The 21,155-nt window shown below is 68.4% G+C and carries 16 protein-coding genes; 7 read left to right on the top strand and 9 right to left on the bottom strand.

Translation table 11 applies throughout. From position 1 onward, the window contains the following. Positions 1-31: 31 nt before the first annotated feature. Positions 32-961, top strand: coding sequence for a class II glutamine amidotransferase (locus tag QHF83_RS12575; protein ID WP_282418037.1), 930 nt, complete (start codon positions 32-34; stop codon positions 959-961). Between the two features lie 20 nt (positions 962-981). Here the strand turns inward: QHF83_RS12575 and QHF83_RS12570 are convergent, their stop codons facing one another. Together QHF83_RS12570 and QHF83_RS12565 are read right to left on the bottom strand one after the other, a co-directional pair. Next, positions 982-1,476, bottom strand: coding sequence for a hypothetical protein (locus QHF83_RS12570; protein WP_282418036.1), 495 nt, complete (start codon positions 1,474-1,476; stop codon positions 982-984). Positions 1,477-1,523: 47 nt separating this feature from the next. Then, entirely contained in the window at positions 1,524-1,658 is a 135-nt protein-coding gene (locus QHF83_RS12565; RefSeq protein ID WP_282418035.1) for a hypothetical protein, read from the bottom strand. Between the two features lie 225 nt (positions 1,659-1,883). Between QHF83_RS12565 and QHF83_RS12560 the strand changes: the two genes are divergently transcribed. Next, positions 1,884-3,530: a fumarate hydratase gene (locus QHF83_RS12560; RefSeq protein ID WP_282418034.1), complete on the top strand. Its 1,647-nt coding sequence runs from the start codon at positions 1,884-1,886 to the stop codon at positions 3,528-3,530. Between the two features lie 7 nt (positions 3,531-3,537). Next, positions 3,538-4,296, top strand: coding sequence for a hypothetical protein (locus tag QHF83_RS12555; protein WP_282418033.1), 759 nt, complete (start codon positions 3,538-3,540; stop codon positions 4,294-4,296). Between the two features lie 3 nt (positions 4,297-4,299). On the opposite strand, the gene QHF83_RS12550 is transcribed toward QHF83_RS12555, so the two are convergent. After that, positions 4,300-5,532: a hypothetical protein gene (locus QHF83_RS12550; protein ID WP_282418032.1), complete on the bottom strand. Its 1,233-nt coding sequence runs from the start codon at positions 5,530-5,532 to the stop codon at positions 4,300-4,302. A gap of 16 nt (positions 5,533-5,548) precedes the next feature. Then, positions 5,549-6,823, bottom strand: coding sequence for a hypothetical protein (locus QHF83_RS12545; RefSeq protein WP_282418031.1), 1,275 nt, complete (start codon positions 6,821-6,823; stop codon positions 5,549-5,551). A 437-nt stretch (positions 6,824-7,260) separates the two neighbouring features. On the opposite strand from QHF83_RS12545, the gene QHF83_RS12540 reads away from it, so the two are divergent. Next, positions 7,261-7,560: a four helix bundle protein gene (locus QHF83_RS12540; protein WP_282418030.1), complete on the top strand. Its 300-nt coding sequence runs from the start codon at positions 7,261-7,263 to the stop codon at positions 7,558-7,560. Between the two features lie 311 nt (positions 7,561-7,871). Here the strand turns inward: QHF83_RS12540 and QHF83_RS12535 are convergent, their stop codons facing one another. Next, positions 7,872-8,249, bottom strand: a complete 378-nt coding sequence (locus tag QHF83_RS12535) for a hypothetical protein (RefSeq protein WP_282418029.1) — start codon at positions 8,247-8,249, stop codon at positions 7,872-7,874. Between QHF83_RS12535 and QHF83_RS12530 the strand changes: the two genes are divergently transcribed. From QHF83_RS12530 to QHF83_RS12520, 3 genes are all read left to right on the top strand, one after another. Then, entirely contained in the window at positions 8,223-9,449 is a 1,227-nt protein-coding gene (locus QHF83_RS12530; protein WP_282418028.1) for an aspartate/glutamate racemase family protein, read from the top strand. The two genes, QHF83_RS12535 and QHF83_RS12530, sit on opposite strands and share 27 nt — an antisense overlap. Positions 9,450-9,937: 488 nt before the next feature. Next, complete coding sequence (locus QHF83_RS12525) at positions 9,938-10,324, top strand: nuclear transport factor 2 family protein (RefSeq protein ID WP_282418027.1); 387 nt, start codon at positions 9,938-9,940, stop codon at positions 10,322-10,324. Between the two features lie 214 nt (positions 10,325-10,538). Then, positions 10,539-10,919, top strand: a complete 381-nt coding sequence (locus tag QHF83_RS12520) for a hypothetical protein (RefSeq protein WP_282418026.1) — start codon at positions 10,539-10,541, stop codon at positions 10,917-10,919. Between the two features lie 24 nt (positions 10,920-10,943). Here the strand turns inward: QHF83_RS12520 and QHF83_RS12515 are convergent, their stop codons facing one another. The 4 genes from QHF83_RS12515 to QHF83_RS12500 all read right to left on the bottom strand — a co-directional run bounded on the left by QHF83_RS12515 (position 10,944) and on the right by QHF83_RS12500 (position 20,944). After that, positions 10,944-12,728, bottom strand: coding sequence for a response regulator (locus QHF83_RS12515; RefSeq protein ID WP_282418025.1), 1,785 nt, complete (start codon positions 12,726-12,728; stop codon positions 10,944-10,946). A gap of 100 nt (positions 12,729-12,828) precedes the next feature. Then, on the bottom strand, positions 12,829-18,717 hold the full coding sequence (locus QHF83_RS12510; protein WP_282418024.1) for an AAA family ATPase: 5,889 nt from the start codon (positions 18,715-18,717) through the stop codon (positions 12,829-12,831). 428 nt (positions 18,718-19,145) lie between these two features. Next, the gene (locus QHF83_RS12505) at positions 19,146-19,850 is read right to left on the bottom strand and encodes a hypothetical protein (protein ID WP_282418023.1); all 705 of its coding nucleotides are present in this window, start codon (positions 19,848-19,850) and stop codon (positions 19,146-19,148) included. A 533-nt stretch (positions 19,851-20,383) separates the two neighbouring features. Continuing rightward, complete coding sequence (locus QHF83_RS12500) at positions 20,384-20,944, bottom strand: cysteine hydrolase family protein (RefSeq protein ID WP_282418022.1); 561 nt, start codon at positions 20,942-20,944, stop codon at positions 20,384-20,386. Positions 20,945-21,155 lie beyond the last annotated feature (211 nt).

Genomic DNA, 21,155 nt, shown 5'->3' with positions numbered 1-21,155 from the left:
AGCGCGCGCGTCCCGGGCGACATCAGCTCCCATGTGTCGCGTCCTCGCCTACCTCGGTGAGCCGATCTTCCTCGAGGATCTGCTCTACAAACCCGATGTCTCGTTCGTGAACCAGACCCATCAGGCCGCGTTCTACACCCGGCTGAACCTCGCGGGCTCGGGGCTGCTCGCGTGGGACGCGCGCTCGGAGCGCCCGGATCTGCCCTTCGCCTACCGCAGCACGCAGCTCGCGATCTACGATCGGAACCTGCGCGCGCTCGCGGCGAAGGTGCGCGCGACGGCGCTGCTCGCGCACCTGCGCGGCGTGCCGTACGACACGCGCGCCATCATCCACGAGCAGAACCTGCACCCGTTCCAGTTCGAGGGCGCGCGGCTCGCCCTCGCCCACAATGGGCAGCTCGCGCGGTTCGACGAGATGAAGTTCGCGCTCCTGCCGAAGATCCGGCCCGAGCTCGCGCGCGCGATCCGCGGGACGACCGACAGCGAGTGGTTCTATGCGCTCCTGCTCTCGCAGCTCCCCGATCCGCACGCGGATCTCGACGCGCTCGACATCGCCCGCGGCGTCACCTCCGCGCTGCGGATCGTGGCGGGGATCCGGCGCGAGCTCGGCATCCGCACGTTTTCCCCGATGAACCTCTTCCTCTCGGACGGCAACGACCTCGTCGCCGTCTGTTATGCGTACGGCCTCGGTCATTACGACGGACTCGGAGACGATTTCCACCCGCCGGAGGAGCGGGTGCTCCGGATCTGGTACACGATCGGGAAATCATACGGCCTGTACAACGGCGAATGGCGGATGCTCTCGGCGGACGAGGACGCAAGCTCGTGCCTCATCGCCTCCGAGCCGCTCACGCGGGATCACGGGACCTGGCACGCCGTGCCGCTCCAGCACCTCGTGTACGTGAAGCGCGGCGGCGAAAGGCCGCCCTCGGTCGAGGTCGTGCCGCTCGACGTCGAGTGATCCGTACACTCGAGGACGGCTCAGCCGATGTGATGGTGCAGCGCCCGCGCCTCGGCGATGTCCCAGGCGAGATCCTCGGCCGAGATCACCTGACCCGTCTTCGTCGCGATCTGCGGCACGAGCCACCGCACCGCCTCCCCGATGTCACCGAAGTTTTTCTCGGGGTACGACCGGACCTTGACGAGGCTCGTCGCCTTCACCGTGCCGCGCAGCAGGCTCGACCGCATGCCGTCCCCCTCGACGACGACGGCGCTCGCGAAGACGTGCGGGGCCATGAACGCGTCGAGCTTGCGCATCTCGGCTTCGAGGCTGTCGGGGATGGCGAGCCGCTGCGGGATGATGACGGCGACGAGGCCGAAGGACTTCGCGTCGTGATCGGACTCCTCGAGCAGCCATCGCTTCACGGCGAAGGCGCGCCTCACGCGGTCGAGGTTGATCCTGCCCCAGACCGTCACGAGCACGTGGCCTCTCGTGGCGACGAGATACTCTTCGTCTGCGTCGAGGACCTGGAGCATCGCGATCCTTTATCCAGCCAAGACCACCCCCGTCAAGGGGCGAAGGGTCATGGCATGGGGTGAACCTCCAGGAAATCGAGGATGTAGTCCGTCGCAGCGAGGTCGCCCATTCCCATGGCCGATTCACCGCCGCCTCCACGCGAGGCCGCGAGCAAGATCCAAGACGAGATCCAAGCGCGCATGCCTCGATGCTACCGCGATCGATCGCGCGTCGTCTCGCGCGAGGCAGCTTCGTGATGCCTTCGAGGTACCGCGTTTCTTTGCAGCGTGGGTGCGTGCATGATGTCCGGCAACGCATTCCGGTGGACGGCGTCGCGCGTTACCAGGCCGTCGATCGCTGCAATTGTCCGCCCCCCTGCGAACGCGCCCTTGGCACACGCCTACCGCCTCGGGTACACCTTCGCCCGATGAGCGATTTCCAGTTCCAGGACATGCTCCCCCTCGGCAAGGACGAGACGCCCTACCGCCTCGTCACGAAGGACCACGTCTCGACGATCGAGGCGGCCGGCAGGACGTTCTTGAAGGTCGAGCCGGAGGGGCTCTCGCTCCTCGCGCGGGAGGCCATGCGCGACATCGCGCACCTGCTCCGCCCGGGCCACCTCGCGCAGCTCGCGCGGATCCTCGAAGACCCCGAGGCCTCGGCGAACGACCGCTTCGTCGCGCTGGAGCTACTCCGGAACGCGAACATCGCCGCCGGCTTCGTCCTGCCCTCCTGCCAGGACACGGGCACCGCGATCGTGATGGGCAAGAAGGGCCAGTACGTGCTCACGGAGGGCAGCGACGAGGCCGCGATCGCGCGCGGGATCGCCGATACGTACCGCACGACCAACCTGCGTTACTCGCAGCTCGCGCCGCTCGACATGTATCGCGAGGTCAACACGAAGACGAACCTGCCGGCGCAGATCGAGCTCTTCGCGACCGAAGGCGATGCCTACAAGTTCCTGTTCATGGCCAAGGGCGGGGGCTCGGCGAACAAGAGTTACCTCTACCAGGAGACGAAGGCGCTCCTGAACCCGGAGAGCCTGCTCGCGTTCGTCGAGCAGAAGATCCGCGCGCTCGGCACCGCGGCGTGCCCGCCGTACCACCTCGCCGTGGTCGTGGGCGGCACGAGCGCGGAGCATACGCTCAAGGTCGCGAAGCTCGCGTCCGCCCGTTACCTCGACACGTTGCCCACGGACGGCAACGAGCTCGGCCGCGGCTTCCGCGACGTCGAGCTCGAGCGGCAGATCCTCGCGATCACGCAGCGCACCGGCATCGGCGCGCAGTTCGGCGGCAAATACTTCTGCCACGACGTCCGCGTGATCCGCCTGCCGCGCCACGGCGCCTCGTGCCCCGTGGGCATCGCGGTCTCGTGCTCGGCCGACCGCCAGGCGCTCGCGAAGATCACGAAGGATGGCATCTTCCTCGAGGCGCTCGAGCGGGATCCGGCGAAGTACCTGCCCGAGACGACGGACGCGGAGCTCGGCGGTGACGTCGTGCGGATCGATCTGAACCGCCCGATGAGCGAGATCCGGGCCGAGCTCTCGCGGTATCCGATCAAGACGCGCCTGTCGCTCTCGGGGCCGATGGTCGTGGCGCGGGACATCGCGCACGCGAAGATCAAGGAGCGCCTCGATCGCGGCGACGGCATGCCCGGATACATGAAGGATTTCATGGTGTATTACGCCGGCCCCGCGAAGACGCCGGAGGGGTATGCCTCGGGCTCGTTCGGGCCCACGACCGCGGGGCGCATGGACGCGTACGTGGACCTCTTCCAGGCGAGCGGCGGATCGTACGTGATGCTGGCCAAGGGCAACCGCTCGCGCGCGGTGACCGAGGCGTGCAAGAAGCACGGCGGGTTCTATCTCGGCTCGATCGGCGGTCCGGCGGCGCGGCTCGCAAAGGATTGCATCAAGAAGGTCGAGGTGCTCGAATACCCCGAGCTCGGGATGGAGGCGGTCTGGAAGATCGAGGTCGTCGATTTCCCGGCGTTCATCGTGGTCGACGACAAGGGGAACGATTTCTTCGCGGACATCGACGGGCCGAAAGGCAAGCGGCTCGACGTCGCGAAATAGGAGGACCGTGCGCGCCCAGACTCCGTACCGTGACGCAGATCCCCTGGGCGCGCTCGTCTCGGAGCACCCCGTCTCGATCGTCCAGCAGGGCATTCGTATCGGCGTGGGGCTCTTCTGCCTCCTCGTCGCGCTCGATTGCGTGGCCCTGCCGCTCTTCTTCATGCCGGAGCACGAGGGGGTCGAGCTCACGAGCCTGCTCGTCTTCGGCGGGGCGGGGCTCGTCTTCGGCGCGCTCTCGATCTGGACCTTCTCCCATTTCTCGCGGGCCCGCGGGCAACGCGTGGAGGTGCACGAGGAGGGGCTGCGCATCGGGCGCGGCAAGGACACGAAGGACGTGCGGTTTCACGACATCACGTCCGTGGGGGGCCTGTTCTGGGAGGCGCTCGGCGACGCCCCGCCCGAGGTCTCGGCGCTCTGGATCGACGACCGCGAAGGCAACCGCCTCCGGCTGCCCACGCCCGTGCGCGACCCGTACGCGCTCGGCCGCGAGCTCGCGGCGCGCACGTTCGAGCATCGGCTGGAAGAGGCCGAGCAGCGCATCCAGGAGGGAGGGCGCGCGTTCTTCGGGCGCTGCAAGCTCGACGAGCTGCGCCTCTACCTCGGCGAGGAGGACGCGGTCCTGCGTCAGGAGGTCCGGCGGGCGAAGCTCTCGTCGCGGTGGATCGAGGTGCGGCTCGCGAGCGGCGGCAAGCGGCTCGTGCCGACCGAAGAGGTCCCCGACGCGGATGTCTTGCTCGTGATGCTCCGGCCGAAGGCCGAGGCCTGACGTTCAATCCATCGGAATGGGGTCGACGTGCTTCGCCGCGCGCGCGGCTCGCGCGAGGCCCCGCTTCTCCCGCGCCGCGAAGGCGGTCGGATCATCCGCCAGGAACCGCTCGTTCGTCTGCGGGGGCAGCGGCCCTTTGCCTTTCTCCTGGAGGCGCCCCTCGTACCAGCGCCGATAGGTGTGCGTGCGGTAGGCGCGGTACACCGCGATGCCGGCGATCACCGCGGCGGCGCACCAGGGGGGAAACCACACCGAGCTTCCCTGCCCGAGCGCCGTCGCGCTCGGGAGGCTCGGGACATGCCGGATCCAGATCTCCCCCGGCCCCCCCGGCAGCTCCATGTAATCGTCCTCGTCGATCTCGATCCGCCGGCTGAGATGGGCCGTGCCCGTCGGTGACTCGTAACGAACGTCGACGCCGTGGTGCACGGTCGTCTGCCCTTTGCCGTTGTTCGTCTCGTACGTCCGTTTGCCGAAGTACGTCGCGACCACGTTCTCCCCGAGGAAGACACGCAACCGATAGGTGCCGAGCGGGATGTTCATGACGAGCCCGAGGAACCCCACCCCCACGCACGTCCAGAAAAAGGCCCGCGCGCGGAGCTCGTGGCGGCGGGAGAGGCTCTCCGTCGAGATGTGCATGCCTTTCTGCAGCGAGGGCTTCATCGTAAAGCCCATCGTCGCGGCCTCGCGATACCCGGCGGTCTCGCCGATCCCCTCGGGATCCAGCGCCTTGTGGAGCCGCCCCTCGACGATCACACGCTCTCCCGGCAAGAGCTCGGCGCGCAGCTTTCGCTTCGACGAATGCAGCCATTCTTTTTGATCGAGCGTGTCGACGAGCAGCACGTCCTCGGGCGGCTCGACCCGGACGCGGGCGCCCGTGTCGTGACGCAGATAAAACGGCCGCGCGCGGGTCTCGCGCTCCGTCTCCGTCCACGTGTGCGTCTTGTTGTTGTTCTTGTCGCTCTCTTCGCTGCCCTCCTGCGAGATCGTCACCCGGACGGCATCGGATTCGCCTTGCGCGAGCTCGACGGTGCCCGCGACGAACCGCGCGCCCTCGAAGAGCGGTGCCTTCGGCTTGATCACGGCATCCGCCTCGACGGCGGCGCGGCGCGCGCGCCGGATCTCGCGCACGCAAAACGCGATCACGAGCAGCAGGACGGCGTCGAGCGCGAAGACGGAGACGTACGACCACGGCGCGTCGATGTGGTTGTCCTCGAAGACCTTGACGATGGGTTGCAAGGGGACGCTCCGTGGATCAACGACAGGCGCCGAGCGCGCCCACGACTCGTTTCCAATCCGGGGCGTTGAGCCGTCCGGGGAACCAGTGCACGCGCGCGTCGTTCTCCCCGATTCTGAGCCAGAGCTTGCCCACGGTGAAGTCGTAATCGCGTTTCTTGGCCAGGTAATCGCGATCCTCCACCTTGGCTTTCCCGAGCTTGCCCTCCAGGCAGCCGACCAGGGCCTCGCGGCGCGCCGGGAACGCCTTGGTTCCGCGCAGGGCCACGATCCGGAGCGTGCCCCCCTTCTCGTTGGGGTAGGAGAGCTCGGCGTTCCACAGGAGCGGGTGATCCACGGCGACGGTGACGCCAAGCTCGATGAACGTGGACAAGGCTGCGCCGGGGAACTTCTGGGTCAAGGTCGCGGCAGCCTTGTCGACGGTCGTCGTGAGGTCGATCGTCTCCAGCGCGGCGAAGGGATACGGCGCGCCGATCCAGCGGGCTTCCTCGGCGGTCGGGCCACTTCCCGCGCCGAAGACGGCGTGGAGGACGAGCTTCCACACGGCGACGAGCTGCGCCTTGGCTTGCGCGCTCGTGCCGCCCACGCGTCCCCCCAGCACGGAGGCAGAGACGAGGCCGGTCTTCGCGTCGGTATTCACGGCCACGAGGCCCGCCCAGTTCCAGCTCCCGTCCACGAGCCCACCGTGCAGGCGGCTGCCGAGGGCCTCGATCCCCTTGGGATCCGGTGTCGCTCCGGAGCGCTGGACGAGCGTGAAGCTGTGGGGAAACGCGGGTTCCTTGTCGTCGTACATGAACGAGATGCTCTGGTAGCGCGGGTGCGAGACGGACACGACGAGCATGGAGCCCATGGGGCTGCCGGAGAGCGCCTTCGCGAGGTTTTCCCGGGTCTGGTCGATTCGAACGGCCGCGAGCTCCTGGGGTGTCTTGCCCGGCAGCACGGTCGTCACGGGCCCGCCCTTCTTCGAGGAGCCAGGCGCGCGGAGGCTCATCGCGATGGAGACGCCGAGGACGAGCGCCGCGGCGCACGAGACGCCAACCAGGAGGGCGATCCAGTTCGCGCGCGTGTTCGCGCGCAAGGTCTCTTCGTGATACGCGAGCGCCTGGTTCGACGGGGCCGGGAACTGCGGGGGCGGGAGCCACTGAGGGGGCGGGCGGAAATCACGGGGGGTCTCGGCGGAGACGGTGCGGAGGAGGCGGCGCTCGCTGGTGGTGTCGCAGTAACGACACTTCGTGAGCGCCGCGTCGGGCTTCACGTCGAGCGGCGCACCGCAGTGGCGACATTCGAGGATCATGGGCGGGGGGAGGATACCACCTGGAGATCGGGAACCAAGGGCGGCGTGGGGAGGCGCGGGTGAGGCGGAGGCGCGTGCGGAGGCGGAGGCGGAGGCGCGTGCGGGGGCGCGTGCGGGGGCGCGTGCGGGGGCGCGTGCGGGGGCGCGTGCGGAGGCGCGTGCGGAGGCGCGTGCGGGGGCGCGTGCGGAGGCGCGTGCGGGACGGGGATTCAGAGGATCCCGCTCGGGGACGGCGAGCTTACCGTCGTGCTCGGCCTCTTCAAGGCCAAGCCGTGCTCGCCGTGCTCGCAGCACTACGTGCTGCTCCGCGCGGCTGCGCGCGGTGCTGCGCAGCCTTGAAGAGGCCTCCGCGCGACGGTGGGGGACGGGGGTCCCGGCGAAAGGGTCGTCGGGCGGAGGGTTCATCAATGCTCAGGATTTATGAGGTCGTTTTGGTCATGGCGGGGGACGCGGCGGGGATTGCGGAGCAGATTGAGCGGAGGGATTCGGATCTGGCTCGGCAAATGCGCAGAGCCATGCATAGCGTCGCGCTGAATCTGGCAGAAGGCATCGGCAATCACGCCGGGAACAAGCGCCAGCGCTACGCCTCCGCCCTCGGATCGGCAAGGGAGGTGCTGGCCTGCGTCCAGGTCGCCCAGGCCATGCGGTACATCGGCACGGTCGATGCGCGGGCGCTCGATCGAATGGATCAGGTCATCGCCACCCTCACCCGTCTCGTCTACCGCCGCGCCTCGTAGGGCAAAGGCTCCTGGCCCCTCTCCCGGGACGGGAGAGGGGTCGGGGGTGAGGGACTCCCGGCACTCTCATCACCGACCGGCGTCTCCCCACAACCCCGTACCAACCCCGGAGTCATGAGTATGGCTACTCTACGTTCCATCCGCCGCCGGCAAACTTTACGGCGGCGCGCGCCCTGCTTGAGCGGCTTTACCTCGAATGCCGTACCTGGAGGGTCGGTCGATCCGGGAGATTGCCGAAGCGCTCGGCATCAAGACGAAGACCGCCTACGCCCGCCTCTCCCTCGCTCGACGACATCTGCCAATGCTCGCGTCTATTCCTTGATGACCAGCTCGACCAAGGCCTTGATCGCTTCCAGTGGTGCGGCAGGGGCCAGCGCGCGGTCGAATGCGGCCCAGTCCTCCGGCCGGTCGGCCTCGAGCCTCGTCAGGGATTCCTTGGGGCCCAGGTACCATTCGCCCCTCAGGGAGAAGTAGTCCTCCAAGAGCTGGGTCAGCAGCCAGGCCCTGCGGTAATTGGCCTCGGTGTCTCCCTCGGCGATGCGCGCGAGCATCTTGGGCGCCCACATCCTGAGCGCCTGGGCCTCGTCCGGCGCGAGCTTCTTGGGCCCGGCGCGGAACACGTCTTGAACCGCCTCGATGAAGCGCGTCCCGAGATCGCCTTTTTGCCGCAGGACGATCCCTTCGCGCATCTGGATCATGCTCGCGTCGGGGGAGGAGAGTTTTTCCTCGGGGTAAATGAAGGCGTCGAGATAGTGGCCCTTCCACAGACGCGCGTCCCTGATGACCTCGCCCTCTGCCCGAACACCCAGGACGTCGTAGTCGCTGGAGGGACGGCCCTCGCCGCGGGCATGCGAGCCGTAAAGGATGACGGTGTGGCAGCCGTGCCTGGTTTCCAGTTCTTGGCAGAGCTCATCGAGATCGAGGGGCATGGGAATCCTTTGGCCCCCAGAATAGCAGCGCCGTCCGAGCGGCGCCCGGGGCTTGCGGATACCGCGGGCGGACGACACGTTTTTCACGGCGAAAGAAGGCGCGTGATGATGCACCGTTCCGTCAAAATCCGGTACATCGACCCGGTCGGCGTCTCTGACACGGTGGAGCGGATGGCTGCCATCCTCGGAGCCATCAAGCGCCCTGAGACCGATCTCGAAGTGGTCACGCTCGATCCGGGGCATCCGATCGACAACCTGGAGTACAGGACGTACGAGGCGCTGGTGACTGGGAACATCGTCCGGGTGACGAGAGATGCCGCGGAGAACGGTTTTGACGCGGTCGTCATCGGGTGCTTCTACGATACAGCCGTCCTCGCAGCGCGCGAGATCTCGGGAGACGCGGTCGTCGTGGGTCCTGCGCAGGCGTCGCTTGATATCGTGAGAAATCTCGCGCACAGGTTCTCGGTCGTCGTCGGTGAAAGGAAATGGATCGACGAGATGGAGTCGCTCATCGAGTCGTATGGCCTTCGCCGGTTCCTCACGTCGATGCGCCCCATCGGCATGAGGGTGCGTGAGCTTCAGGCGGACCCCGAGCGCACGAAGGCGCTCCTGATGGAGCAGGCGCAAAAAGCGATCCGCGAGGATGCCGCGGAGGCCATCGTGCTCGGGTGCACGGTCGAATACGGTTTCTTCGAGGAGCTTCAGCGGACCCTCGGCGTGCCGGTGATCGACTGCCTGATCGCGGCCTTCAAGAGCGCAGAGCACCTCGCCGGCCTCAAGAGAGATTTCGGCTGGAAGCCGAGCCGCGTGTGGGGCGGGGAGCCTCCGCCTGAAGAGGAGCTGAAAAGGTGGAAGCTCTTCGATACGCCCGCGCCGATCGGGACGAGGGTCCGCGTATGCGCTGCAGCAGCGACGGCGGGCGACGTCACCGGTCGCGGCTCCCCGCCCGACCAGGGATGATGCCAAGCCGTGGCACGCAAGTCGGGACGCCGTCGATCACGACGCACCTCCCCAGTCGGCCGCACGTAATGCGATCGCAAGGACCAGGACGGGTAACACACATGGGGCGGTCCATGGGCGCCATGCATACCTGTCCTGGAGGACAGACGACTCCATCGCAGGGATCCCACTGCGCTGCACGTGCCGGTGCGACGCACACCATCACCAGGAGTGAGGCGACCAGTGCGATGGCAATCCGCTTCATCTGCAAGCAATCCAGCACGATCGCCGTCATCGCGCGCAGGGTCGTTCTCATGGCTGCCCCTCCTCCCTCGTCAGCCGCCTGATGACCTCATGGAGTGCGTGGAGCGGACGTGCAAGCGGGTGAGAGGCGCCCTGCCCCGCGATAGCATCATCCTGTCGAACCTGGAAAACCGTTGTGGATCCGGCCGCCGTTCCCGTAACCTCCTCCGCTGGGGCGGGGCGCTGCCGTGCCCCGGGAGGACTTCATGAACGAAGCTGAGGCGAGACAGATCATCGAGGCGTATTTCCACGCGGCGATGCAGGTGCCCGATGTCCGTGTCTTCACCACTTTTTTTGCCCCGGATGGCGTCCTCGAGGATCCGGTGGGGACGCCGCCTCTCCGCGGGCATGAGGCGATTGCCGGGTTCCTGGAAGCGGGCAAGTCGAAGCTGGAGCGCGCCGAGATCGTCGTCCGGGAGATCATCACCTGCGGCAGCGAGAGCGCGGTACGCTGGTCAGGCGACCTCTCGACCAAGCGAGGGGAGCGCCTGACCATCGAGGGTATCGGGATCTTCACCTTCGACGAGCAGAACAAGCTCCGCCACGTCAGGGAGTTTTATGACGTGGCGAAGTTGCTCGCGATCTTCTCCTGAGCAGGCCGCGCCGCGCGCTCTTTGCTTGCTGCGGGGTGAAGTCCATGCGACATCCGTGGAGGAGCATCCGGCAGGCCCCCTGGACGAGACACGAATGGCGAGAAAACTTCCGTCGTCATGGAAGGAGACCGCCGCAGAGTTGGCGATTGCTGCCGTATTGCTATTCATCCTCCTGGATAGCCGGTTCCCCACCTGGCTTCGCGCGACCATCGGCATGGCGGTCCTCCTCTTCCCGGTGCTGCCCTTCCTGCTCCTCATCCCCTGGCATTTCATCGCCCTGCATCGCGGCCTCGCCAGACGGAGCGACGTTCCATGCGTGATGTCGCTCTCGGAAGGGGTCCTTCACGTCCAGCGAGGAGACGAACGCAAGAGCCACGCGCTCACCGGCGTCGCGCGCGCGCGGCTCGCGCGGAACGAGAACTGGACCGAATCCAAGATGCTGGAGGACGCGCTGGGGCTCTTTGCGGCGAATGGTCGTGAGATCGTGCGGCTGCCCGAATCTGCGACCGGCTTCGACGAGCTGCAGCGCGAGCTCGATGCCCGCGGGATCCCGATCGAGCATGTCGACGTGAGCGCACCGGCCGTGCTCGATTGATCCGAGGCGCGCGCCGGCCCTCGTTCAAACCCGCCGAGGCTGCCCCAGCCTGGCGACCATTTCCTTGAACGAGGTCGGATGGACCGGCTTGGAGACATGCACCTGGTATCCCGCCAATAAACTCCGTTCGCGCGTGTACGAGTCGGCGTAGGCGGTCAGCGCGGCCGCGGGCGTTCGACCGCCCCGATCGACGGGCAGCGCCCGAATCTTTTTGATCAGCGCATACCCATCCTCGTCCGGCAGCCCGATGTCGCTCACGAGGACATCCGGCCGCCACCGCTCGAAAATCTCGAAGCCTTCCCGCGCGACCGTCGCCACGCGGACCTCCGCCCCGGCCTCGCCCAGGATACACTTCATCAGCTCTCGCATGTCGGATTCGTCGTCCACCACGAGCACGCGGAGCCCCGCCAGGATCGAGGAGAACGCCCCAGCGCATTCCCCTGCGCCGAACGAAGGCAACGGAGCGATCTCGTCGAGTGACGGCATCAGAGGCAATTCAACGGTGAACACCGCGCCCCTCCCCTCACCGTCGCTCTCCCCACGAACCGTGCCGCCGTGCATTCTCACCAGATCCCGCACGATCGTCAGCCCCAGGCCAAGCCCGCCGTGCCGACGCGTGGACGAGCTGTCGGCCTGGCGAAACTGGTCGAACACATGGGGAAGAACATCGATGCCGATCCCCTCGCCCGTGTCGCTGACGCGGAGCTCGGCCATCGCTCCCACCTCTCGAAGCGATATCGTCACGCGCCCGCCGGAAGGCGTGAATTTGACGGCGTTGCTCAGCAGATTCCGGACGACCTGCTCCAACCTGCCGTGATCGCCAAGGACCCTCCGGGTCGGCGAGCCGAGGAGCAGCGAGATGCAAACGCGCTTCGCTTCCGCATTCGGCGTCGCGGCGTCGACGGCCGCCTGGATGACCTGGGCGATGTCGACGGGCCCGAGCTTCAAGTCCACCTTGCCGCGGATGACGGCGGAGACGTCGAGGAGCGTTTCGACGAGCCTGAGCTCGGCCATGCCATTGCGCTCGATGACCTCGAGGCCGCGCTGCACCTTGGCGAGGTCCAAGGGGTCCATGCGGAGGAGCAACTGCGCCCAGCCGAGGATGGCGGTCAATGGGGTCCGGAGCTCGTGGCTCAGCGTGGAGAGGAACTCGTCCTTCAATCGGTCGGCGGCCTCGGCCTTGGCGCGCGCCGCCTGCTCGCCGGCGAGCAGCCTCTCCCGCTCCTCCTCGACGCGCTTCCGATCGGTGATCTCTTGTTTCAGGATGAGATTGGCCGCGGCGAGCTCGACCGTTCGCTCCTCGACTCTTCTCTCCAGCCTGTCGTGGGCACGTCGCAGCTCGGCCGCGAGCTCCTCGCGCATGGCGTTCTCCCGCCGCAACTGCGAGTTCTGCGCCTCGAGCTGCGCGCGCATCGCGTGCAAGGCCACGTGGGTCTCGATTCGCGCGACGACCTCGGTGATCTCGAGCGGCTTGACGACGTAATCGACGCCGCCCGCTTCGAACCCGGCGACCTTGCGGGACGTCTCCCCCAGCGCGGTCATGAAAATCACCGGGATCCCTCTGGTTTTTTCGGACGCTTTCAGGCGTCGGCACGTCTCGAAGCCATCGAGCCCCGGCATCAATACATCGAGCAGGATCAGATCAGGCAGGAGGAGCTCGGCCCGCTCGAGCGCGTCTTCTCCATCCTGGGCGATCGCCACCAGATAGCCGCGCTCTTCCAGGTGCGCGATCGCCGTGGCCAGGCTGGCGGGCACGTCGTCGACAATCAGGATGGTGTGCGACGGAGCATCATGCGCTGTTCTGCTCATCCGTCCTCCCCGCCCTCACTTCGGTGGCGAACCCGTGTTTGGAAGATCCTATCATGTACGCACACCGTGGCCTTGCGAGATCGAGCCCGAAGAGCTGCCGTCACGTCGAATCGAGCCGAGCCCGGAGCAAGGAGCGGAGCCGCTTGGTCTGGAAGCTCTTGGCCACCGCGCGCACCTCGCCGATCCACGGACCGAGCCGGGGGTCGGCCTGTTCGAGCCGATCGAGCTCGTGGAGGACCCTGCTGACGAGCCCTCGATCGGCGAGCTCCACGAGCCGCCCGAGCTCCTCCGCCGGCGGCCGCGTGAGATCGTGGATCTCCGCATCGTTCCTGGGTGGTCTGGCCGCGGCCGCGCCCTGCCCCTCTCGGCGCACCCACTCGAGCTGAAGCGTCGCGCGGAGTAGCTCGAGGAGCGCGCCGGCCTGCACGGGCTTGGGCAAGAAGTCGTCGCATCCCGCGCAGAGGCTCGTCTGCCGCTCCGTCTCCGAAGTGCTGGCCGACGAGGCGATGATCACGGTCCTGGCGAGCTCCGGCCTCTGCCGCAAGCGCCGGATCGCCTCGTAGCCATCCATGCCCGGCATGGAGAGGTCCATGAGGATGACGTCCGGCGTTCGCTCGTGGGTGAGCGCGAGCGAACGCTCGCCGCTGTCGGCCTCCAGCCATTCGAAGCCGAGCGGCTCGAGCAGGTCGCGCAAGAGCGCGCGGTTGTCGGCCTTGTCGTCGACCACGAGGATCGAGCGGCGCTTGCCCTCGTACCCGATGATGGCCTCCCACGACAGCCCCGCGCTCCCCTTGACGGGGGTCGTCTCGACCAGACGGAGCGTCACCGTGAACACGGTGCCTCGGCCGAGCTGGCTATGGACCTCGATGCTGCCGCCCATCCGCTCGACGAGCTCCTTGGTAATGGCGAGCCCGAGCCCCGAGCCCTCGGTATGCCGCTTCGAATCGCCGATCTGCTCGAAAGCCTCGAAGATGCGCGAGAGGTGCTCGGGGGCGATTCCGGGTCCCGTGTCCTCGACCTGGAAGCGCACGGTGCGCCCCTCGTCCTTCGGCGGCTCCAGCACCTCGACGTGCAATGTCACCCCGCCCTGCTCGGTGAACTTGATGGCATTGCCGAGCAAGTTGAGCAGCACCTGCATGAGGCGTTTCTCGTCGGCGCGCACGCCGAGCTGCTTCGGGCCGACATGCTCGTAAACGAAGGAGAGGCCCTTCTGCTCGGCGCGCACCCAGCAGAGGTTGGCGACGGTCCGGAGGAGCGCATCGAGGTCGACGGCGGCCGTGTGGAAGGTGAGCTTGCCGGCCTCGATCTTGGCCAGATCGAGGACGTCATTGATGAGGCTCAAGAGGTGCGTGCCGGCGGTGTGAATGATACGCGCCGACTCGGCGGCCTTCGGGGGCAGGCCGGAGAGCTTGCCGAGCACCTGGGCATAACCGAGGATGCTGTTCAGCGGCGTGCGCAGCTCGTGGCTCATGCTGGAGAGGAAATCGCTCTTCGCGCGGTTGGCACCATCGGCCGCCTCCTTGGCGGCCACGAGCTCCGCGGTGCGCTGTGCGACCTCGCGCGCGAGCCGCTCGCTGTAGGCGGACAGCTCGGTATAAAACCTGGCGTTCTCCACCGCCGTCGCCGCCAGCGCGCCGAGGAGCGTGACCAGCTCGACGCGCGCTTCGGGGAAGGCGTCCTGCACGTGCGGGTGCTCCAGGTACATCACCCCGGACAGGCGCGCCTGGTGCAAGAGCGGCACGGCCAGCACCGATCCGGGCCGGTGGGCGAGCAGGTAGGGGTCCTCGTCGAAGCGGCTGTCGGACGCCGCCTGCCCGCACACCACCGGCTCCTTGCCGCGCGCGATGTACTGCACCAGCGTCGCCGGTAGCCGCGTCGAGCCGGCGACGGGCTCGTTCAGCGAGAGCTCGAGTCGCTGCGGGTTGACCGAGAGCTCCGCGGCGATGACGAGCTCGTCGCCTTGCACGAGGGCGAGCACCGCGCGCTCGGCGCCGGAGTACTCGGCGAGCAGGCGGAGCATGCGGCCGACGAGCGAGCCGAGGTTGCGGTCGCCGGAGAGCGCCTGTGCGGCGCGCAGCACGGAGGCGATGTCCAGGGACGCGTTCAGCGTGCGGGCGGTGATGGTCGTGCTCGTCGGCACGGACGCCGCGTCCGCCGGCTCGCCGGCCCCGAGGGCCGCGCGGCCCGAGCCCGCGATGCTGTCCGGGTAGCGCTGGGCGAGCCGCGCGGCGGCCGCGCGCGCCCCCCAGCGCAGGTAGGCGTCGTGCGCGGCCGTGAGATAGGCGCGGGCGAGGGCGCGGTGCCCACGGGCGAGGCGGTGCTCGCCGGCGAGGCGCAGGCCGAGCGCCTCGACGTTGATGAGATCGCTGTCGCGAGCCTGCTCGATGGCCCGGTCGTACAGCCGTCCGGCCTCGTCGTGCTCTTCCCGGGCGCGGACGCGGCCCGCCTCCATGAGCAGGCGCGAGGCCTCGAAGGTCTCGGGGCAGCTCTCGGCCCAGAGAGTGAGGCGCGCGCCGTGGAAGGCCAGCCGATCCTCGAGCCGCGCGTGATGCTCGGCGGCGGGGCGGGCATGCGCTCCGGCGACGCAGAGCGTGGGCGTGAGGGCGAGGAGCGGGGAGGTGCCCCACAAGGAAGGCCAGTCCGGCTCGACCGCGAGGACCGCGAGGGCCGCCCACGCATCGGCGCCGAGGTGGAGCCCCGTAAAACCCGCCATCGCCATCGTGGTGACCACGAAGACCCGCGATGGCGCGTCTCGCCCGGACCGCGCGATTTCCTCGAGTGTCTGCTCGACGTCGCGCGCGGCCTGGGCCTCGGAGAGCGCGGCGACCGAGCGGGCGAGGATGTCCCGGAAGCCCATGGCCATCGGGTCGCGGTAGGCCATGCGGTCGAGGTCGTGCGTGACGCGATCGAGGTCGTCCCCGGCGATGAGCTGGAAGATCCCCCCATGGATCTCGCTGAAGGCCTCGGCGACGGGCTCGCGCTCCTCGGCGGCGGTGCGCGCCGCGTGGGCATAGAGCTCCCTCATCTTCGAGGGCGGCGTCCAGTACATGGAGGCCACCGTGCCGTTGAAGCGCGCGGTGGCGCGCGCGAAGTCGTATTGATCGATGAGCGCCAGCATGGGCTCGTTCAGCCGGCGCCCGAGCGGCAGGTTCCCGAGGAGGTAGGCCAGGAGCAAGGCCGTGACCACGCACCCCGCGAACGAGTTCTTCGTCAGCCCGTACCGCAGCGTCTCCCGCACGAGCATCGGCCAGCAGCACCGGCTCAGCGAGGGCATCCAGAAGGCGGCGCAGGGCCCGAGCACCTCCAGGATCCTGCTCCGCAGCGCGTGGGCGCGGTCGGCGCTGATCGGCAGCGCCTTCCAGTCCTCGACGGTCATGCGCTGCAGGGCGGGCTCGATCTCGGTGATGAGCGCGTCGAACAGCGCCTGCTGCTCCTCCGGGGTCCTCGGCAGCGGACGCTCGAGCCACGAGAGCGCCGAAAGGCCGAGCTCGATGCCCTGCGCGAAGCGGCCGGTGACGTGGAGAAACACGATCGAGATGCTGGCCACGCGCGCGCGCTCGAGCGGGTCCCGCGCTCGCTCGAGGCAGCGCAGGAAGAGCCGCTCGCCCTCGTCGACCTCGGCCGCGAGCCAGAGCGCCTCGGCCATGGCCAGGTGCACCTCGAAGGTCGTCTCCGGGGCCTCGGTCCACCCCTCGTCGCCGAGCAGCGACGCGGCCGTCCCGAGGAACGCCACGGCCTGCGCGTCGGCCGCGCTGGCCTTGGCGCGCTGGCCGGCGCGCAGGTTCTGCTCCGCCAGATCGCGCTTTTCCCCGGCCTCGGTCAGCCGCTCCGCGGCCCGGTTGCGGTGGTAGAGGGTCTCGAAGAGCTCCCCGTCGGCGCACGCGGCGCCGTACCTCGCCCGCAGCGTTCGGCCGATCCCGAGGTGGAGCGAGAGCCGCTCCTCGGCCGTGAGCGCCTCGTAGGCGGCCTGCTGCACCCGGTCGTGCACGAAGGCGTAGGCCTCGTGCGCCCGCTCGCCCTCGTGCACCAAGAGCCCCTCGCGCGTCGCTTGCACCAAGAGGGCGCCGACCGTCACCGCGTCCTGCCCCAGGAGGTGCGCGAGCAGCCCGGCGTCGAACCGGTCGCCGACGCACGCCGCCGTCTGCAGGGCGCGTCGCAGCGCGGGCGAGAGCCGCTCCAGCTTGCGGGTCAGCAGCGAGACGACGTTATCGGTGATCCCCGCCCGCTCGATCGCGTCTCGCTGCCATTGCCACCGCCCGGTCTCCGCGTCGCGCACGACGAGCTTCCGCTCGTGCAAGAGCTGCAGAAACTGCCCGACGAAGAACGGGCTGCCGTCGGTCTTGTCCTTGATCAGCCGCGCGAGCTCGTCGACCTCGGCCCCGGGCCGATCGAGCATGTCCCCCACCATCGCCGCGACCGCGTCCGCTCCCAGAGGCGAGAGCACGATCCGTTCGGTCCTGGCGCCCGGGGCCGCGGGCGCCCCGAGCAGCGCGTGGAGCGGGTGGTCCGGGCCCACCGCCTCGTCCCGGTAGGCCCCCACGACGAGCAGGTGCTGGCCCCGAGGCTCCTTCAAGAGCTCGCCCAGGAGCGAGAGCGACGCCGCATCCGCCCACTGCAGGTCATCGATGAAAAGCACGAGCGGATGCTCGACCGTGGCCAGCGCCTGTACGAAGCGCAGGACCGTCGTCTGGAACCGATGCTTGGCCTCCATCGGCCCGAGCTCGAGCAGAGGCTTCGGCTCGCCCAGGATGTGCAAGAGCTCGGGGATGAGCTCGACGAGGATCTGCCCATTCGGCCCCGCGGCTTCCTGAAAGGAGAGTTTCCAGCGCTCCAGCACGTCGGCCGGATCCGAGAGCCTCCGCCGCACCACCGAACGCAGCGCCTGCGCCAGCGCGGCGTACGGCGTGCTGCGCTGGAGCTGGTCGAACTTGCCGGTGGCGAAGATGCCCCGGCGCGCGCGCACCTTGCCCTGGAGCGCCTGCACCAGCGCCGATTTGCCCACGCCCGAAGGCCCCGCCACGAGCGAAAGCGCCGTCGCGCCGCGACACGCCTCGTCGAAGAGCTCCGCGAGCACGGCGCTCTCGTGCTCCCGACCGAACAGGCGCGAGGGCGTACGGACCCGATCGTCCCAGTCGCGTCTCGCCAGCGGGAACGGCGCCACCGTGCCCGTCTCGACCCAGGCGTGCGCCGCCCGCTCCAGATCCCAGGCCGCGCCGCCGGCGGTCTGGTAGCGGTCCTCGGGGCTCTTGGCGAGCAGCTTGAGCACGATCGCGCTCACGGCCTCGGGGATGCCCCGCTCGGGCGCGCGCTCGTGCGGGGGCACGGGCGCCCGGGCGATGTGCGCGTGGATCAGCTCGAGCGCGTCGGTGGCGTCGAAGAGAAGCGCGCCGGTGAGCATCTGGTAGAGGGTGGCGCCGAGCGCGTAGAGGTCCGCCCGCGCGTCCGGCGCTCGGTTCATCCGGCCCGTCTGCTCGGGCGCCATGTACGCGAGCGTCCCTGAAACCGCCTCCAGCGACGTCTGCTCGGCGAGGGTGGGCGTCCACCAGGTCGCGAGCTCGAAGTCGATCAAGCAAGTCCGCGTCCGCTCGGCGTCGACGAGGATGTTGTGCGGTTTGACGTCGCGGTGCAGGAGGCCGCGCCGATGCACCTCGCCCAGGGTGCGCGCCAGCGTGGCGGCAAGGCGCATGGCGATCTCGACGGGCAGCGGGCCCTGGTCGAGCACACGGGCGAGCGAGGTGTCGCCCCAGTGCTCCAGCACGAGGACCGGCTTTCGGTCGTGTTCTTCGAGGCCGAGCGCCCGGATGACCCCAGGCACCTCGAGCGCGCGCAGCACGGCGTACTCGTGCCTGAGCTCCTCGAGAGCGCGCGTGGTCGAAAGCTCGCCATGGGGAAACTTGAGCACCACCCGCGCGCCGCTCCCGGCCTCGGCGGCTCGCGCGATGCGCATGTCCGTCCCCGTGTGCAGGACCTCGCCGACGACGTACGCCATGATTGTTTTTCGACCATGCCATTGCGCGTGTCATGCGTCATCGTCCGCGCGCGGCACCGCCGAGCAACCCCAGCAAAGAGCCACGGACGGGCCTGCACCGGCGCTTCGCCGGGGCGCTGCCCCGGACCCCGCGGGGGCTGTCCGCCCCTCGACCCGGACCAGGCACGGCCTGGACCGAAGGTGGAAGAACTGCGCGATGCGCAGTTCTTCCAACGGGCCGGTGGGACCGCGTTGCCAGTCGAAATGTCAGCGTTGCTGTCTTGGTTTGACAGCGTCGCTCGCCGGTCTTGACTGCGGCCTGTTCGATGAACTGCGCATCGCGCAGTTCATCGAACCCGGGTCCAGCGCTTGCGCAGGCCCCGGGTCCAGGGGCGGATAGCCCCTGGTGGGGCTTGGGGCAACGCCCCAGCGAAACGGCTCCCAGATGCTCAGCCCTGACCCTCGGTCGTCTCGCTTTCGGCCTCGTCTTCGTCCGTGTCTGCGGTCGCGAGGGCGGACCTCGTGCGAACCTCGTCGAAGAAGAGCTCCTGGGTGACCTTGTCCCGCGGAAGCTCCGCCTGGACGCGGGCCATCACCTCGACGTACATCGTGAGGAACTTGTCCTTCGCTGCGTTCCGAGCCGCCCGGAGGTCCCGCGCGTTCTGGACGGCGATCTTACGGTTCTCCAGCGCGGCTTGATAACCCTGCCGGAACACGCCGATCTCGACCTTCTCGGCTTCGGCCTCTGGCCACAACGATTGGGCGGCGGCGAGCCGCCCTTCGAGATTGATCATGGCCTCTACCTGCGAGAAGCCGACGAGCCGGGTGATCGGGGTGGATCCCTCTGGAAAGACCAGGCTCGCGATCCGCCCGTTTTGCTTGCCGTCGGCGATCTCGACCTTCTGCTGCGAGAGCCGGATGCGCCGATCGGAGACGTAATTCTCGTATTTGACGTCGACGCGCGTGGGGAGAATGGCCTTGACGGCCTTCTCGTACTCCGCCTGCGCTGCCGCGAGCTCGGCGGCTCCCGTGCTCATCTTTGCTTCGAGCGAGACGAATGCGGCATGGGAAGAGAATTTGCCGAACATGCGCACGGAGTGGCCGGCGAGATCGATACACTTCGAGACGGGGGTGTTCCGCGTGGGCGATTGCATCGAGGGATCCTCCTGGAAGGGGACACGCGCCGGCGAGACAGAAGCGCTCGGGGCACGTGGGTTTCGTGGTGCGGGTCGTGATGACCGCGCGGGCTGTTCGACGCTGCGGCAGAACTCTTTCTGTCCGACTGATTCTTGCTCTCTCGAGGTGGGGGAGGAATCGAGCGCGAGCGCCTGCGCGGTCGTCCCTGCACCGGCGCGAAGGCGCCCGGGACACGTGCACAGCGCGAGTTGCACCGAAGCAAACGCGGCTGTGACGCCGTGTTCCGTGCGCTTGCGTCGATGCAAGGGCCGACAGGAACACGTCACGGCGACGCTCGGACGCGCGCAAGCGCTCTCGCGCCGCGTGCTCGACGTCCCTCGAACCCGTGCAAGGCACGCCGCGCAGATCGTTTGGAGTGCCTTGCACGCGTGGAACACCTGCCGAGCGGCCGCCATCGGGCCATTTGCACGCGTGCAAGGCGCGTCGCGCTCCATCGGGGAGCCGTTTCGCTGGCTGGGGCGTTGCCCCAGGCCCCCCAGCTTCGCTCGTCCTACGCGCTCGCGGCCGCGCCGAGGAACTCGTCGGTCGATCGCATCTTCGCATATGCGAAGCCGAGCGCCGCCATGAACGCCGCGTGGGCCTGCGCTGCGGGCACCCGCACGCCGTTGAACTCCAGATCACGCGAGGCGCAGGCGTCGTGAATGACCGTGACCGCGTAGCCGAAGTCGGCGGCCGCGCGCGTCACGGCATCGACGCACATGTGGCTCATGTTGCCGCAGATCACGACCTCGGTGATGCCGTGGCGGTCGAGCACCGCCTTGAGATCGGTGTCCCGGAACGAATTGATGTGGTGCTTCAGCACGACATGCTCATCGTCCCGATTGCGCACCTTCGGGTGGATCTGCGCGCCTTCCGAGCCGGGGGCGAAGAAGGGGGCGTCGGCGCTCGGGAATTCGTGGCGAATGTGGACGACGAGGTCGCCCTTGCTGCGGGCGGCGGCGAGCAGCCGAGCCGCATTGTCGGCGGCGGCTTCGGTCCCGCTGAGCGTCCACTTCCCTCCAGGGAAGTAATCATTCTGGATATCGACGACGATGAGAGCACGCGCGGCCATGTTTTATCCTTTCCGCCCCGTCCGGGGACGTTTGCGGCACGTCTACCACGATGACCTGGATCTGGAAATGTCTCGGAGGCAGCTATCACGATCGAAAGCCTGCGTGGCCTCCGCTTGCGCGCGCGCTTTCACTACGGAACCCCTGACCCGGGCTTCCCGCGGATCCTTCCCGTGTGGATGAACAGTTCGTGTGCCGCTGCATGAGTTCATC

It is taken from the genome of Polyangium sp. 15x6, assembly GCF_029960785.1.
Taxonomy (GTDB): Bacteria; Myxococcota_A; Polyangia; order Polyangiales; family Polyangiaceae; genus Polyangium.
Note: the sequence above shows the minus strand (reverse complement) of the source record. Positions and strands in the feature narration are given on the sequence as shown.

What these genes read in the sequence shown, in the direction of transcription:
- QHF83_RS12575 (WP_282418037.1), top strand. Translation starts at nt 32, where the DNA reads ATGTGTCGCGTCCTCGCCTACCTCGGTGAGCCGATCTTCCTCGAGGAT.
- QHF83_RS12570 (WP_282418036.1), bottom strand. Translation starts at nt 1,476, where the DNA reads ATGCTCCAGGTCCTCGACGCAGACGAAGAGTATCTCGTCGCCACGAGA.
- QHF83_RS12565 (WP_282418035.1), bottom strand. Translation starts at nt 1,658, where the DNA reads ATGCGCGCTTGGATCTCGTCTTGGATCTTGCTCGCGGCCTCGCGTGGA.
- QHF83_RS12560 (WP_282418034.1), top strand. Translation starts at nt 1,884, where the DNA reads ATGAGCGATTTCCAGTTCCAGGACATGCTCCCCCTCGGCAAGGACGAG.
- QHF83_RS12545 (WP_282418031.1), bottom strand. Translation starts at nt 6,823, where the DNA reads ATGATCCTCGAATGTCGCCACTGCGGTGCGCCGCTCGACGTGAAGCCC.
- QHF83_RS12540 (WP_282418030.1), top strand. Translation starts at nt 7,261, where the DNA reads ATGGCGGGGGACGCGGCGGGGATTGCGGAGCAGATTGAGCGGAGGGAT.
- QHF83_RS12535 (WP_282418029.1), bottom strand. Translation starts at nt 8,249, where the DNA reads ATGCGCGAAGGGATCGTCCTGCGGCAAAAAGGCGATCTCGGGACGCGC.
- QHF83_RS12525 (WP_282418027.1), top strand. Translation starts at nt 9,938, where the DNA reads ATGAACGAAGCTGAGGCGAGACAGATCATCGAGGCGTATTTCCACGCG.
- QHF83_RS12520 (WP_282418026.1), top strand. Translation starts at nt 10,539, where the DNA reads ATGGCGGTCCTCCTCTTCCCGGTGCTGCCCTTCCTGCTCCTCATCCCC.
- QHF83_RS12515 (WP_282418025.1), bottom strand. Translation starts at nt 12,728, where the DNA reads ATGAGCAGAACAGCGCATGATGCTCCGTCGCACACCATCCTGATTGTC.
- QHF83_RS12510 (WP_282418024.1), bottom strand. Translation starts at nt 18,717, where the DNA reads ATGGCGTACGTCGTCGGCGAGGTCCTGCACACGGGGACGGACATGCGC.
- QHF83_RS12505 (WP_282418023.1), bottom strand. Translation starts at nt 19,850, where the DNA reads ATGCAATCGCCCACGCGGAACACCCCCGTCTCGAAGTGTATCGATCTC.
- QHF83_RS12500 (WP_282418022.1), bottom strand. Translation starts at nt 20,944, where the DNA reads ATGGCCGCGCGTGCTCTCATCGTCGTCGATATCCAGAATGATTACTTC.